The 14,612-nt window shown below is 71.4% G+C and carries 15 protein-coding genes; 3 read left to right on the top strand and 12 right to left on the bottom strand.

Annotated features, from left to right (window positions below):
* Positions 1 to 82: 82 nt before the first annotated feature.
* From L0H79_RS14775 to L0H79_RS14760, 4 genes are all read right to left on the bottom strand, one after another.
* Positions 83 to 1,378, bottom strand: coding sequence for a RimK family alpha-L-glutamate ligase (locus tag L0H79_RS14775; RefSeq protein WP_301485397.1), 1,296 nt, complete (start codon positions 1,376 to 1,378; stop codon positions 83 to 85).
* 205 nt (positions 1,379 to 1,583) lie between these two features.
* Positions 1,584 to 2,426 (bottom strand): ABC transporter permease, encoded by an 843-nt coding sequence (locus L0H79_RS14770; RefSeq protein WP_301485396.1) that lies wholly within the window; start codon positions 2,424 to 2,426, stop codon positions 1,584 to 1,586.
* A complete protein-coding gene (locus L0H79_RS14765; protein WP_301485395.1) occupies positions 2,423 to 3,430 on the bottom strand; it encodes an ATP-binding cassette domain-containing protein in 1,008 nt (335 codons plus the stop codon). The genes L0H79_RS14770 and L0H79_RS14765 overlap by 4 nt, the downstream gene beginning before the upstream one ends.
* Before the next feature lie 181 nt (positions 3,431 to 3,611).
* Positions 3,612 to 4,667 carry an asparaginase gene (locus tag L0H79_RS14760; RefSeq protein WP_301485394.1) on the bottom strand — a complete coding sequence of 352 codons (1,056 nt, stop codon included), beginning with the start codon at positions 4,665 to 4,667 and terminating at the stop codon, positions 3,612 to 3,614.
* A gap of 209 nt (positions 4,668 to 4,876) precedes the next feature.
* On the opposite strand from L0H79_RS14760, the gene L0H79_RS14755 reads away from it, so the two are divergent.
* Positions 4,877 to 6,496 (top strand): LLM class flavin-dependent oxidoreductase, encoded by a 1,620-nt coding sequence (locus L0H79_RS14755; RefSeq protein WP_301485393.1) that lies wholly within the window; start codon positions 4,877 to 4,879, stop codon positions 6,494 to 6,496.
* A gap of 64 nt (positions 6,497 to 6,560) precedes the next feature.
* Here L0H79_RS14755 and L0H79_RS14750 read toward each other — a convergent pair whose 3' ends face one another.
* The gene (locus L0H79_RS14750) at positions 6,561 to 7,076 is read right to left on the bottom strand and encodes a DUF4395 domain-containing protein (RefSeq protein ID WP_301485392.1); all 516 of its coding nucleotides are present in this window, start codon (positions 7,074 to 7,076) and stop codon (positions 6,561 to 6,563) included.
* 138 nt (positions 7,077 to 7,214) lie between these two features.
* On the opposite strand from L0H79_RS14750, the gene L0H79_RS14745 reads away from it, so the two are divergent.
* Positions 7,215 to 8,012 (top strand): deoxyribonuclease IV, encoded by a 798-nt coding sequence (locus tag L0H79_RS14745; RefSeq protein WP_301485391.1) that lies wholly within the window; start codon positions 7,215 to 7,217, stop codon positions 8,010 to 8,012.
* 67 nt (positions 8,013 to 8,079) lie between these two features.
* On the opposite strand, the gene L0H79_RS14740 is transcribed toward L0H79_RS14745, so the two are convergent.
* The 7 genes from L0H79_RS14740 to L0H79_RS14710 form a co-directional block, all read right to left on the bottom strand.
* Positions 8,080 to 8,916 (bottom strand): hypothetical protein, encoded by an 837-nt coding sequence (locus L0H79_RS14740; RefSeq protein WP_301485390.1) that lies wholly within the window; start codon positions 8,914 to 8,916, stop codon positions 8,080 to 8,082.
* 47 nt (positions 8,917 to 8,963) lie between these two features.
* Positions 8,964 to 9,839 carry a hypothetical protein gene (locus L0H79_RS14735; RefSeq protein ID WP_301485389.1) on the bottom strand — a complete coding sequence of 292 codons (876 nt, stop codon included), beginning with the start codon at positions 9,837 to 9,839 and terminating at the stop codon, positions 8,964 to 8,966.
* A 96-nt stretch (positions 9,840 to 9,935) separates the two neighbouring features.
* Positions 9,936 to 10,658, bottom strand: coding sequence for a DedA family protein (locus L0H79_RS14730; RefSeq protein ID WP_301485388.1), 723 nt, complete (start codon positions 10,656 to 10,658; stop codon positions 9,936 to 9,938).
* A gap of 253 nt (positions 10,659 to 10,911) precedes the next feature.
* Positions 10,912 to 11,994 carry an NAD(P)/FAD-dependent oxidoreductase gene (locus L0H79_RS14725; protein WP_301485387.1) on the bottom strand — a complete coding sequence of 361 codons (1,083 nt, stop codon included), beginning with the start codon at positions 11,992 to 11,994 and terminating at the stop codon, positions 10,912 to 10,914.
* Positions 11,991 to 12,512, bottom strand: a complete 522-nt coding sequence (locus L0H79_RS14720; protein ID WP_301485386.1) for an isoprenylcysteine carboxyl methyltransferase family protein — start codon at positions 12,510 to 12,512, stop codon at positions 11,991 to 11,993. The genes L0H79_RS14725 and L0H79_RS14720 overlap by 4 nt, the downstream gene beginning before the upstream one ends.
* A gap of 3 nt (positions 12,513 to 12,515) precedes the next feature.
* Positions 12,516 to 13,598 (bottom strand): type III polyketide synthase, encoded by a 1,083-nt coding sequence (locus L0H79_RS14715; RefSeq protein WP_301485385.1) that lies wholly within the window; start codon positions 13,596 to 13,598, stop codon positions 12,516 to 12,518.
* Entirely contained in the window at positions 13,595 to 13,870 is a 276-nt protein-coding gene (locus tag L0H79_RS14710; RefSeq protein WP_301485384.1) for a hypothetical protein, read from the bottom strand. The genes L0H79_RS14715 and L0H79_RS14710 overlap by 4 nt, the downstream gene beginning before the upstream one ends.
* Positions 13,871 to 13,890: 20 nt before the next feature.
* On the opposite strand from L0H79_RS14710, the gene L0H79_RS14705 reads away from it, so the two are divergent.
* Positions 13,891 to 14,612 (top strand): UbiA family prenyltransferase (locus tag L0H79_RS14705; protein ID WP_301485383.1); only part of this gene is annotated, 722 nt, incomplete at its 3' end.

Raw genomic sequence — 14,612 nt, 5'->3', positions numbered from 1 at the left:
AGCCACATCTCGAGTGCCGAGGGGACACGTGCGCAAGTCCTGCTTCGACCGGGAGCGAGCTGAGCGGCATACGGTATGGCGCTCAGCTCACCCCGACGCGCAGACGCACCTTCTCGTCCTTGACCCACAGCGCGATGAGCCCGCCGAAGTGGGCCATGAACTGGTCACGCTCGTGCTCGGGATAGGTGGCCTGGACCGTGTCGCGCAGGATCTTGTTGAACGCGTCCGACTGGACCCAGTCGAGAACGGCCCCGTCGAGGTGGTCGAGGTGCTTCGCGCACCAGGCCCGGTAGTTGGTGCGGTCGAGGTAGGCGTCCGCGATGGCGAGGTAGGCGTCGAGCTTCTCGTCGTCGGTGAGGTCGTCACGATCGGCGATCTCGAAGTAGTGCTTGGTCTCGAGGTCGATCCGCGCAGTCCGTCCGGTCACGACGCAGTACACCGACCACCGCACGAGGGCCTTGATCGCCCACGGGAAGTAGTAGTGCAGCGAGTTGATCGCGATGTCGGGGCAGGCGTTCGCGTAGTCGATCGGGTAGACGTCGTCGCCCTTGACGAGCATCTCGCAGGAGTTGAACTCCCAGCCGAAGAAGGCGTTGACGACGCGGCTGATCGCAGCGGCCTGCTGGCCGGCCTTCGGGCTGAGGAAGTCGTAGGAGACGGCGTAGCGGTTGTGCATCGGCTGGTCGGGACGGAAGTCCATGACCATCGTCTCGGGTCCGATCGACAGGGCCCGCGCGAAGTGCTCGTAGTCGATGGTGGCCTGCAGGTGCATGAGCATCTCGCCGGACTGGTCGTAGGCGCGCTGCAGTGCCTGCTCGTCGACGACCTTGGAGACGCCCCGCCAGCCCCCGCCGTCGAAGGGCTTCATGTAGAGCGGGTAGCCCAGCTCGTTCGCGATCGCCTTGAGATCGAAGGACTGGTTGTACTTCGCGCTCGTGTAGGCCCACCGGACGTTGTCGACCGGGTTCTTGTAGGGCACCAGGATCGTCTCGGGCACCTTGAGCCCGAGCCGCATGAGGGCGCAGTAGGCGCTGTGCTTCTCCATCGACTGGAAGGTGAACGGGCTGTTGAGCAGGTAGGTCCCGTTGACGAGCGCGGCCTTCTTGAGCCACTCGCGCGGGTGGTAGTACCAGTAGGCGAGCCGGTCGATGACCAGCGCGGTGCGGACCGGCTGGCGCAGGTTGAACGGCTCGATGGTCAGGCGCTCGCTGGAGACCTCATGGGTGACGCCGTCGTCGGTCGTGATCGGACCGACGAGCTCGAGCACCTGCTCGAACGCGGTGGGCCAGTCCTCCTCCGCCCCGAGCAGCAGCCCGATCAGGTGCTGCGCCGGCGGGACCTGAGCGGTCGGCTCGTTCGTCGTCACTGTCTGCGTCATCTGCCTCACCTCGTCGTCGATGCAGGGTCGTCGGGCCGATCCTTGCAGCACTGTGCCCTCCTCGGCCAGTGGTAGCGGCATAAGAAGACTCATCCATCGCCCGGCACGAGCAGCCGTTCGATGCGCAGGGAGCTCAGTCGTTCGATGCGCAGGGAGCTCAGCCGTTCGATGCGCAGGGAGCTCAGCCGTTCGATGCGCCGGCAGCTCAGTCGGTCGTGCGCCGGTTGAAGGCCCGGACCGCGAGCGGCGCCAGGACGACGGTGATCCCCACCGACCAGACGACGGTCATGAGCACCGGGTGGTGCAGCGGCCAGGCGGCCTCCGGGCCCGCGGGCGGGCTGTTGCCCCAGAGCGTGCGCATCGCCTGGACGAGCGACGAGATCGGGTTCCACTCGGCGATGACTCGCAGCGCGGGGAGCATGTGCTCGGTCGGGGCGAACGTGTTGGCAAGGAAGGTCACCGGGAAGATCACGGTGAACATGACGCCCTGGACGGCCTCGGGGCTCTTGAGCAGGGAGCCCGAGACGATCCCGACCCAGATCATCGCGAAGCCGAAGAGCAGCAGGAGCCCGAAGGCGAGCAGCGCCTCCCCGACGCCGCCGCGGATCCGCCAGCCGATCACGAGGCCGGTCACGGCCATGACGACGACGCCGATGCTCGAGTGGATCAGGCTCGAGACGCTGCGCCCGATGAGCACCGAGGCGCGCGATATCGGCAGCGAGCGGAACCGGTCGACGATGCCCTTGTTGAGGTCGGCGGTCAGGCCGAGCGCGACGATGGCACAGGAGAAGGTCATCGTCTGCGCCATGATCCCCGGCAGGAGCCACTCCCGGTAGGAGGTGCTGTCGGTCGAGATCGAGCCGCCGAAGACATAGGCGAACAGCACGACGAACATGATCGGCTGGATGGTCACGTCGGCGAGCATCTCGGGCATCCGCCGGATGTGCTTGAGGTTGCGCCACACCATCGTGCGGACCTGCCGCCGGAGGCTCGGTGGCGTGATGGTCAGGGACTCCGTCGTCGCGGTGTCGAGGGTCGTGGTGGTCATCGGGGCTCCTCGATGTCGTCGGCCTGGGGTTCGGCGCGCCGACCGGTCAGGTGGAGGAAGACGTCGTCGAGGGTGGGCCGTTTGAGCCCCAGGTCGTCGAGGACGATCTCAGAACCGTCGAAGACGCGCGCGATGCGGGTCATGTCGGTCAGCCCCTCGGCGGGGGCGGTCAGCTGTCGCGCCGCGATGTCGACGTGGACCTCGGCCACGTGCGCGGCGAGCAGTGCCCGGGCCGCCTCGAGCTGGTCGGCGTGGGACACGGTGACGACGAGGGCCGCCTTGCCGGACTGGTCCTTCAGCTCGAGCGCGGTGCCCTCGGCGATGACCCGGCCGTGGTCGATGACGACGATCCGGTCGGCTAGCTGGTCGGCCTCCTCGAGGTACTGGGTCGTGAGGAGCAGCGTCGTGCCGTCCGAGACGAGCTCGCGCAGCACCTCCCACAGCTCGGACCGGCTGCGCGGGTCGAGCCCTGTCGTCGGCTCGTCGAGGAAGAGCACGTGGGGGGCGGCGATGAGGCTGACGGCGAGGTCGAGCCGGCGACGCATGCCGCCGGAGTAGTCCTTGACGACCTTGTCCCCTGCCTCGGTCAGCGTGAACCGCTCGAGCAGCTGGTCGGCACGCGCCGCGATCGCCCGTCGCGACAGGCCGTAGAGCGCGCCCATCAGCCGGATGTTCTCGCGCCCGGTGAGGAACTCGTCGACGGTGGCCGCCTGCCCCGTCAGGCCCATGCTGCGCCGGACCGCCTCCGGGTCTGCGAGCACGTCGTGGCCGGCGACACGCGCCGTGCCGCTCGTCGGCCGGCTCAAGGTCGTCATCATCCGCACGGTCGTCGTCTTGCCGGCCCCGTTGGGCCCGAGCATCCCGAGGACGCTGCCCTGCGGCACGGTGAAGCTCACGTCGTCGACGGCGGTCAGGTCGTCGAAGCGCTTGACGAGGTGCTCGGCCTCGATGGCCGGGCCGACGAACCGTTCACGGACAGGGCGTGCGCTGGCCAGCAGTGTCATGACGGGTCTCCTCGGGTCGTGCCTGGGCAGGTCGTGCCTGACCTGGACGATGCTAGATGGGGGTACCGACAAGCCTAAGGTCGCGATGTTGACGTCATCAACATCATTTCCGTCTCGCGCTCGACCGCGCTCATCGACCTGCTGCCGCCGAGGACCGCCCAGGTGTCGGACCGTGGCGAGATCAGGCCTTCGCGACGGGCCCGGTCGTCGTGCCGACGAGCGCGAACAGGTCGCGGGTCGCAGGCCGGTCGCAGCCGCTCGCCATGGCGAGGACGAGCAGCAGCCGCGCCTTGAGGCTGTCGAGCGCACCGGCCCGGATGACGCCTCGGTCGAGCAGGTCGATCTCGCCGCCCGGATACCCGTACGTCGTCGCGAGCACCTCCCCCGAACCGGTCCGGGAGGTCAGCACGACCGGGACCCGCTCCAGCAGGTCGCCGACCGCCGGGAGCAGGCCGGCCGGCACGTGCCCACCGCCCATCCCCTCGATGACGACCCCGTCGCACTCGAGGTCGCAGAGGGCCTCGAGCAGCACTGCGTCGGCGCCGAGCCCGAGCGTGACGATCGGCACCCGCGGCAGCGCGACCGACCAGTCGAGCTGCACGTGGGCGCGCCGGGTGGGCCGGAGGGCGATGACCGGGCGGCCCTCGGCGACCCAGCCGAGGGGCCCGAGCCCCGGCGAGTGGAAGGTGGACGGGCTGCAGGTGTGGCTCTTGTGGACGAAGCGCGCGGCGTGGATCTCGTCGTTCAGGCAGACGAGCACGCCGCAGTCCCGCGCGTCCGGCTCGGCCGCCACCTGGACGGACGCCAGCAGGTTCGCCGGCCCGTCGGGGCCGGCCATGGACGGGTTGCGCATGGCCCCGGTCACGACGACCGGCTCCGGCCGGTCCCAGAGCAGGTCGAGGACGAAGGCGACCTCTTCGATCGTGTCGGTCCCTTGGCTGACGACGACGCCGGCCGCGCCGCCCTCCACCACCCTGAGCAGGACGGGCACGAGCTCGATCAGGTCGCGCAGGGTGATGGCCGACGAGGGGATCGTGCGGAAGGTGTGCGCCTCGAGCACGGCCACCGCCTCCAGCCCGGGCACCCCCGCCGCGAGGTCTGCCGCGGTGAGGGTCGGCTGGACACCGGGCTGGGCACCCGGAGCCTCGGACGGCACGGAGGCGATCGTCCCTCCGAGCGCCACGTAGCCGACGGTCGGTCGGGATCGGAGGGCGAGGCCGTCGCCGGGCTGGACCATGAGGCGAGGGTATGCCGTCCAGCCCGGATCGTGGGCCCCCTAACCCGACGAGGGCGCCTCCGTGACGTCCGCCCCCCTGCCCACCTGCAAGAGCAGCCGGCTGCCTGAGCAATGATGTCGTAGTCGCCGGCGCGCAACGGGGTTCTCGGTTCGGTCCCCTCTCCCGGGGCACCACCGCAGCCGGGCCACGGACCGGGGAGGATGTCCTCGTGACGGACTACGGCCAGGACCTCCTCTTCGGCATCTTCGCGAGCCCCGACGCGGCCCGCCTCACCGAGACGCTCGACCTCGCGCAGGTCGCCGACGTCGCGGGCCTCGACCTCTTCACGGTGCAGGACCACCCCTACAACGCGACCCATGCCGACGCACCGACGCTGCTGAGCGCCGTTGCCGCGCGGACCACCGCGATCCGGGTCGCGGCCAACGTCGCAAACCTGCCGCTGCGGCCCCCGGTCGGGCTGGCCAAGCAGGTCGCGACCCTCGACCTGCTGAGCAACGGCCGGGCCGGCCTGGGGCTCGGGACCGGCGCCTTCTGGGACGCGATCGTCGCTGCCGGAGGCGAGCGCCGGAGCCCTCGCGAGGCCGTCGACGCGCTCATCGAGGCGATCCACGTGATCCGCGGGGTCTGGGGCCAGGACCCGGAGCGACCCGGCGCCCGTTCGGTGACCCTTGAGGGAGAGCACTACCGCGTCGCCGGTCTACGGACCGGCCCGGCACCGGTGCACGACGTCGAGATCTGGCTCGGGGCCTACAAGCCGCGCATGTTGCGGGTCACCGCCCGGTACGCCGACGGGTGGCTGCCGAGCCAGGGCTACGCCGACCCGCCGGACCTGCCCGGGCTCACCGCCCGACTCGACGAGGCCGCAGCCCGTGCCGGCCGGGGGCCAGAGCTGATCCGGCGCATGTACAACATCTTCGGCCGGTTCGGCGGCGGCGCCGGGTTCCTCGAGGGCAGCCCGCGGGACTGGGCCGAGCAGTTGGCCGAGCTGACCCTCGAGTGCGGGATGAGCGCCTACATCCTCGGCACGGACTCGCCCGAGGACGTGCGCTGCTTCGCCGAGGACGTGGCCCCGGCCACAAGGGAGCTCGTCGAGACCGAGCGGGCCCGCCGCGCCGCCTCCCCTCCACCGTCGTCGACCGGTCACCAGCTCCCGGCCGAGCGGGCACCACGGGCCGGTCGAGCGGGCAGCTCCCTCCCTCGGGGCGAAGCCTCCCCACTCGCCGTGCACCCGACGCCCGATGACGGGACGCGCCTGTCCGCGTCCCTGCCCTGGCGTGAGGACGACCGACCGACCCTCCCCGAGCCGGCGGACACGACCTACACCGCGCTCCAGCAGGCTCATCCTCGGCACCTGCTCGAGATTCACGACGCGCTGCGAGCCGAGCTCGCCCGGGTCCGGGACGTGATCGACCAGGTACGCGACGGGCTGCTGACCATCGGCCGCGCCCGGTCGGTGATCAACACGATGGCGATGCGCCAGAACAACTGGGCCCTCGGCGCCTTCTGCCAGTCGTACTGCCGCATCGTCACCGGACATCACACCCTCGAGGACCGGAGCGTCTTCACCCACCTGCGGCATGCGGACCCCGGCCTCACCCCGGTGCTCGACCGCCTCGAGGACGAGCATCATGTCATCGCCGATGTCCTCGACCAGGTGGACGAGGCGCTCGTGTCTCTCGCGGGGGAGGGCGGGTACGGCGCGGCAGGGTCCGCGGCGCTCGATGAGCTGCAGCGGACCATCGACCTGTTGACCGACACCCTCCTGTCGCATCTCGCCTACGAGGAGCGCGAGCTGTTCCACGCGCTGGCGCGGCACGGCCTCGGTTGAGGAACTCGCCGCTCGACGGAGACATGCGGTCCGCTCGACGGGGGCTCGGTGCCCGCTCGACGGGTCAGGGGACGGCGACGATCCGCTGGCGCCGGGTGATGTCCGCGCACTCGAGACAGATCGACTCGGGAACCATGCCCAAGCGCACGAGCCCTGCGAAGAGCCTGCACCCGACACAGAGACCGAACACGGCCTCGAGCGCGGGGAAGACGAGCATGACGACGGCGACCCCCACGAGGACAGCCAGCGCTGCGCTCGACCCGGTGACGCCGTGGATGAGCCACAGGACGGTGGCCGCGCTCGTCAGCACCGCACCGATCGCGGCGGCGAAGCGCTTCGGCGCACCGGGGACCCGCACCGGGTCGGTGCCCACCGCCGGTCGGACCCACTGCTGCACGACGCGGGCGACCGGGCTCCACCGCGGTCCGACCGCGGACCGCAGCCAGAAGTCGACGGCGAGGATCGCGTAGACCCACCACTGCTGGGTGGCCAGGGCGACGATCCCGAGGCTGAGGACGACCGCGGCGACGAGCCGCACCGTGATCTCGTCGACGGCAGCAGGGAACCGATGAGACGACATGACGTAGATTATGCATGGGATAACCTCCGCTTATAACCCCTCGTCTCACGATGTGCGATACCGGTCACGTCAGGTGGGCCCTGGAGCAGGGCGCCGGCCACCTCCGAGCAATCGCTCATCCCGGCATACCCTGTCGTCATGGCCCTGCACATCGGAGCGCACGTCGACCAGGAGGACCCGATCGCCGAGGCGACGGCGCGCGGGGCGACCCTCTCGCAGTTCTTCCTCGGCGACCCGCAGAGCTACAAGGGGCCGGTGGTCCGCTACCCCGGCGGTGCCGAGGCGCTCAGTGCTGCCGCCGCGGCGGCGAGCATCGACCTCTACGTCCACGCGCCCTACCCGATCAACGTCGCGAGCCTGAACAACCGGATCCGCATCCCCGGGCGCAAGCTCCTGCAGCAGCACCTGATCGCCGCGGCGCAGATCGGCGCCAAGGGCCTGATCGTGCACGCCGGCCACCTCGGCAAGGACGAGGACCCGGCCACCGGCTTCGACAACTGGCGCAAGTGCGTCGACGGGCTCGAGATGCCGGCGCCGCTGCTCATCGAGAACACGGCCGGGGGCGAGAACGCGATGGCGCGCCGGCTCGAGGCGATCGCCCGGCTCTGGGACGCGATCGGGCAGGCCAACGGCGGCGACACGGTCGGCTTCTGCCTCGACACGTGCCACGCCTTCGCCGGTGGCAACGACCTGACGACGGTCGTGGACCGGGTCCGGGGGATCACCGGGCGGATCGACCTCGTGCACGCGAACGACTCCCGGGACGCGTTCGACTCCGGTGCCGACCGGCACACGAACTTCGGCTCCGGCACGCTCGACGGCGATCAGGTCGTCGCGCTCGTGCGTGCGGCCGCGGCGCCGGTCGTGTGCGAGACCCCGGGCGGTGTCGCGGGTCAGCGGGCCGACATCGACTGGCTCCGGTCGCGGACCGGCTGACGGGGGCAGGACCGACACCTGCGCACGCCCGGCCGGGGCCCTGCGCCAGCGACCGCGCCCCTGCAGATCAGCGCACCGACGCCCGGAGGCCCGCCCCCCACAGCTCGCGGGTCTGCAGCGTCCAGAACGCCGCGAAGCACGCGATGAGGACGCCCTCGATCCACAGCACCGCGTGGTCCCAGCCGAAGATCGCCCGCCAGGCGAGCATGAGCACGAGGGTTCCGACCATTGCGACGGCGACGGCGGCATACGCGTTGGCGTAGTCCGAGGGCCTCGGGGACGAGCCCTGCGACTGCTGCCGGCCGTAGGACCACGCGTTGATGATGACGACGGCCACCATGCAGATGAACAGCACGAACGCGGCGGCGTAGTGCGCGTGCTCGAGGAAGAACGAGCGGGCCGCGAAGAAGGCGATGGCGGCCACCAGGTAGAGCACGACCGTCGCGGCGAGACCGAACCAGCCAGCCGGTCCGAGCCGGTCGGGCTGCCCGGCGCTGCGGGCGATGACGATCGTGACGATGATGCCGGCCAGTCCGAGCACGAGGAGGGCGAAGACGTTGTTGGCGACGTTGGCCGGGATGTCGGTCACCTCCATCGGCACCGACCGGCACCCCCCCGGCTCCGGCGTCGGCACGAACGCGATGACGGGGGCCACCGCACCCCCGAGGTTGAGCAGGATGTCCTCCCAGTCGGTGCTGCCCCGGACGACGACGAGGCAGACCCCGACGGCGACGAGCGACCCGACGACGACCCCACGCGCGGGCGTGTAGTAGTACGCGCTGACCGACGGCTGCAGGCACTGCCAGCCGGTCGCCCACCATTCGTGCAGCACCGAGGCACCGAGCATGACGACCATGCCGATCATGGCGATCCGCAGGTACCGATAGGTCTTGACCGCGTCCATGCCCGAAGCGTCCCACGGCGCGCCGACGCAGGGCCGGACCTCGGCCGTTACCCGGCACCGGATCCCGTCGGGGACTGCTCGTCGGACGCGCGCGCCGTGCGGACGCCGCGCCACCACAGCTCCCGGGTCTGGATCGCCCAGAACACCGCGAAGAGCGTGACCAGCTCTCCCTCGATGCACAGCTCGGCATGCTGCCAGCCGTAGACCCGGCCGAAGATGAGCATGACGATGGCGACGGCGGCCATGGTCGCAGCCAGCACGGCATACCGGTTCACGACGTCCCGGATGCGCAGGCTGCCGGACGCGTGCTCCCGTCCGTACAGCACCGCGTTCACGGTGACGAGGGAGATGATGGCCAGGAAGAGGACGGCCGAGGCCGCGAGGTGCGCGGTGTCGATGAACGCGGACCGGGCACCGGCGAACGTCCCGGCCGTGACGAGATAGGCGCACGTCGCGATTGCCAACCGGGCGCGTGTCCGGCCGCCGCCCCCGTCGCCGCGTCGCCGCTGGCCGTGAGCGACGAGGAACGCCACGATCAGGACCGCAAGCCCGAGGACGAGCAACGCGAAGACGCTGTTCGCGACGTCGGCCGGGACGTCGACCTGCGCCATCGACGCGGTGTCGCAGTGCTCGCCCGTGCCCGGCGTCGGCACGAACGCGATGACGGGGGTCATCGCGCCGCAGACGTTGAGCAGGATGTCCTCGGCGTCGGTGCTGCCGCGGATGACGACGAGACAGACCCCCATCGCGACGAGGGCGCCGACGAGGACGGGGCGCGCCGGTGTGTAGTAATAGGAGCTGACCGATGTCTCGAGGCACTGCCATCCGGTCCGCCACCACTCGTGCACCACCGCCGCGCCGACGAGCAGGACCATCCCGATGATCGCGAGCCTCAGGTAGCGATAGGTCTTGACGGGGTCCATGACCATGCATTGCCCGGCTGGGGATCTCCCGCACGTATGGCGCCCACCCGCGTCCGAACCGCCTCCCACGTTTCGCCACGTCAGGCGGGCCGTGACTCAGCGGCCCTCACGCTCCTGGTCGGCCGGGGTTGTGCCGTCTGTGCCGTCGGTGGCGGCGTCGTTGGCGTCGGTGGCGTCGGCGGCGGCGGCGTCCCCCTCACGTCGAGCCTCCGCTCGGTGCCGGCGCACCCGCCAGACGACAAGGACCACCACGACGACGACCGCGATGACGATCGCGGCCCCCCGGCCCAGCCACTGCTCGACCCGGGAGTAGGAGCTGCCGGCGAGGTAGCCGATGGACACGACGGTCGTACTCCAGGCGATCCCGCCGGCGGCGTTCCAGGCGAGGAAGGTCGGGTAGTGCATCCCGGAGGTCCCGGCGAGGGCGGGCATGACCGCACGGAAGAAGGCGACCCACCGGCCGAGGAAGACCGCAACCCCTCCGCGGCGGGCCAGCAGGTCCTGCGCCCGGGACAGACGCTCACGGTGCCTGACCAGCGGCCGCAGGCCCAGGACGCCGGGACCGAGATGGCGCCCGATCTCGAAGCCGACGGAGTCTCCGAGGATCGCGGCCGCGATGATCACCCCGAGGATGACCGGGAGGTCCACGTGCCCCAGCGAGGCGGCGACCCCGCCGAGCACCGCGGCGGTCTCGCCCGGCAGGACGAAGCCGATGAAGATCGCGTCCTCCAGGAAGACGAGCAGGCCGACGACGAGGTAGATGAGCAGCGCGGGCAGCCCGAGGATGTCGCGGAAGAGACTGTCGAGGAAGGACGACATCCCTTAACGGTACGAGCGCCGGCTGAGCCGACCCTGGCGATGTGGCGCTTGCTCCGCTGACCGGTGGATCGCCCCCGGCAGGATCACAGCAAAACCGGGTCGGATTGGGCCTGGCGTGCCCGACTACGCAGCATTCTCTCGGGTACAAGGACCACAGAGGATGGCCCGAGTCCCGGTTTAACAGCAAGCCCTGCCCGGGCCGTCTTCGCGCGTGCCCAGGACCGCGCCCGCCACCGGGATTCCGCCAGGGCGACTATCGCGGCCGGGCGAGCGCGTCGACCGACCACCGGAACACGCCGGGGACGCGAGCGGCCGCCGGGACGAGGAGGCGCCGGCCCGCGGGCGGCCTGGTGGCCCAGACGAGCGCCTGGGTCAGCGCTGAGGCACGCCACGTCACCCGGCGCCACGCCCGTTCATAGCCGTCCGGGTGGTCTGCCGCGAGGGCGCGCACCGCCTCGCGCGCCTGCGCCAGGCCCACCGCGATCCCCTCGCCGGTCAACGCGTCGACATACCCGGCCGCGTCGCCGACGAGCACGACCCGGCCGGCCACCCGGCGAGCTGCCCTCTGCCGGAACGGCCCTGCCCCCATCACCCGGCTCACCGCGGGCGCACCGTCGAGCCGCTCCCACAGCTCGGGGAACGAGCCGAGCAGCGCCTCGAACGGCTCCCTGCGATCGGTCAGGATCGCGATGCCGACGACGTCGGGCGCCACCGGGGTCACGTACGCCTCCCCCATCTGCGACCAGTGCACCTCGACGTGCTCGGACCACGGCGGTATGCCGCTGTGCCGGCGTAGCCCGTGCCGTGACCCTCGCCCGCGCCGGGGTGGCGCCGCGCCGAGCCCGAGGGCCCGGCGCGTCGGCGAGTGCAGCCCGTCTGCGGCGATGGCGTACCGGGCCTGCAGCGCCGGTCCGTGACCGCCCCGGGCGCGCAGGGTGGCGATGCTGACGCCGTGATCGTCCTGAGCGAGGTCTGCTGCCGCGAGGCGGGCGACCTCGACACCGGTGGCCGTCACCGCTTGCAGGAGGGCCCGATGCAGGGCGGTGCGACGCACGCCGCGTCCGGGGCCGCCGGAGAACGGGGTCTGCACCTGGTGATGGCGGTCGAGGTAGCGAATTCCCTTGATGGCCATACCGGGCGGGTCGACGCCCAGGCCCGCCAGAGCTTCCACGCCGCCGGGCATGATGCCTTCCCCGCAGGCCTTGTCGAGGCCGGTCTCGGCCGGGTCGGGACCCAGCCGGGGCTCGAGGACGGTGACGTCCAGACCGAGGTGAGCGGCATACAGGCTGGTGGCGAGACCGACCGGGCCGCCCCCGATGACGACCAGGTCCCTCATGCGCGCTGGAGCGCCGCGAGCGCCTCGTTCTCGCAGCGGATCCGGACGCCGAGAAGCCAGGCGTTCAGGAGGGTGAACGCGGCAGCCGTGACCCACGCGGTGTGCACGAGCGGCAGGGCGAGGCCCTCGACGACGACGGCGAGGTAGTTCGGGTGCGGGAGCCGGCGGTACGGGCCGGCACGGACCCGGGCGAGACCGGGCACGACGATGACGCGGGTGTTCCACTGCGGGCCGAGGGCGGCGACGCACCACCACCGGAGCGCCTGACCGGCGACGACCAGGGCGAGCATCGGCCAGCCGAGCCACGGCAGGAAGGGCCGGTGAGCCAACCACACCTCCGCGAGGGCACCGACGAGCAGACCGGTGTGCAGCAGGACCATCGGGGGGTAGTGGCGCCGGCCGTACTCTCGGCCACCGCGCTGGAACGACCACGCGGCGTGCCGTTTCGAGACGGCGAGCTCGGCGAGCCGCTCCAGCCCCACGGCGGCGACGAGCGCCGCGTAGAGCCACGCCGACACGGCTCACGCCTCGAGCAGGACGAGCTCGAGGCAGAAGCCCGGGCCCATCGCGAGGAGCACGCCGTGCCCGCCGGGCGCCGGTGGGCGGTCGGCGAGCGTGTCGGCCAGGACGTGCAGGACCGAGGCGGACGACAGGTTGCCGACCCGGTCGAGCGAGCGCCACGTGACGCCGAGGGCCTCGGCAGGGATCTCGAGCGCGTCGGCGAGGGCGTCGAGGACCTTCGGGCCGCCGGGATGCGCGACCCACCAGCCGATGTCGCGCCGGGTCAGGCCGTGGTCGGCGAGGAAGCGGTCGACGTCGCCGCGCACGTTCTCGCGCACGAGGCCGGGTACCTCTGCCCCGAGGACGATCTGCATCCCGGTACCGCGGACGTCCCAGCCCATGGCGCGCTCGGTATCGGGGTAGAGCCGGCTGCGGGTGGCGCGGACGCGAGGGCCGGGCCGGGCCGGCGCGCGGTCGGCCCCGGTCAGCACGACGGCACCCGCGCCGTCACCGAAGAGGCCGCTCGCGACGAGGTTCGGGGTCGAGGCGTCCTGCTGCTGGATCGTCAGGCTGCACAGCTCGATCGCGAGCAGGGCGACGACGTCGTCGGGGTGGCCCACGAGGTGGTCGTGGGCGCGGGCGATCCCGGCGGCTCCGGCCACGCAGCCGAGCCCCACGAGCGGGATCCGCTTGACGTCGTCGCGCAGCCCGAGGGGCCCGACCAGGCGGGCGTCGAGGGAGGGCACGGCCAGGCCGGTGATCGTCGTCGTGATGAGGACGTCGACCTCTCCCGGCTCGACGGCCGCGGCGGCGAGCGCCTGCTTGACGGCGCGCTCGCCGAGTGTGACGGCCCGTTCGAGAAAGAGGTCGTTGCGCTCGCCGAAGTCGCCGAGCTCGGCGTAGCGCTCGATCGGCATGACGAGGTAGCGCTCGCTGACGCCGGCGTTGGCGTGGAAGCTCTCGAGCGTGACTCGGTCGGCGCCCTCGAGGCCGAGCATGTCCGCGACCGCTCGGGTCAGGCGCGCCTGGCTGTGCCGGTGCTCGGGCAGCACGCCCGTCGCGGCGGCGAGATGGCTGACCGGGTCCGCATGTGTGGTCGTCACGCCACGGAATCTACCCACAACCCGTTCCGCCACTCCTCCCTTCTCGTCAGCCCCTCCCCATCGAACGTGCACTCCTCCCCATCGAACGTGCACTCCTCCTCATCGAACGTGCACTCCTCCTCATCGAACGTGCACTCCTCCCCATCGAGCGTGCACTCCTCCGCATCGAGCGTGCACTTCTCCCGATCGAACGTGCACTTCTCCCCATCGAACGTGCACTCCTCCCCATCGAACGTGCACTTCTCCCGATCGAAAGTGCAGTCCGCACTCACGGCCTGTCTACGATCGCGTCGTGTCCCGCACCCTCGCCGCCGCCACGGTGCTCACCCGCGCCTCGCACCCGGCCCCGACCATCGGCGTCACGGTCATGACCGCCCTGCTCGCCACGGCTGCCGGACACGGCTGGGGCACCGGAGCACTCGTCACGACGGCCGTCCTCACCGGGCAGCTGTCGATCGGCTGGTCCAACGACGCCGTCGACGCCGAACGCGACCGCCTGACCGGCCGGCTGGACAAACCGCTCGTGCAGGCCCCCTGGGCCGAGCCGGTGGTCCGGCGTGCGACCGCGGTCGCGCTCGCGGCATGTGTCGTCCTGTCCCTCGCGTGCGGGCTGCCGGCAGCCATCGCTCACCTCGTCTTCGGGGTCGGCGCGGGATGGACCTACAACACCTGGGCCAAGTCGACCGTCTGGTCGCCCATACCGTATGCCGTCGCCTTCGCGGCGCTGCCTGCAGCCGTGTGGCTCGCGCTTCCCGACCACGTGTGGCCGCCCGCGTGGGTCATGGCTGCCGGGGCGGTGCTCGGCGTGGGCGCACACCTGCTCAACACGCTCCCTGACCTCGAGGGCGATATCGCCACCGGGGTCGTCGGTCTGCCCCACCGGCTGGGGGCAGCCCTCGTGCACGTACTCGCCCCGGCCGTGCTGCTCATCGCGACCGTCATCGTCATCCTGCGGCCCGGCGACCCGGAGCACCTGGGAATGCTGGGCTGGGCAGTCCTGGGAGCCTGTGCCGT

Source organism: Intrasporangium sp. (assembly GCF_030452765.1).
Lineage (GTDB): Bacteria > Actinomycetota > Actinomycetes > Actinomycetales > Dermatophilaceae > Intrasporangium_A.
This window is presented reverse-complemented; position numbering and strand designations above follow the sequence as displayed.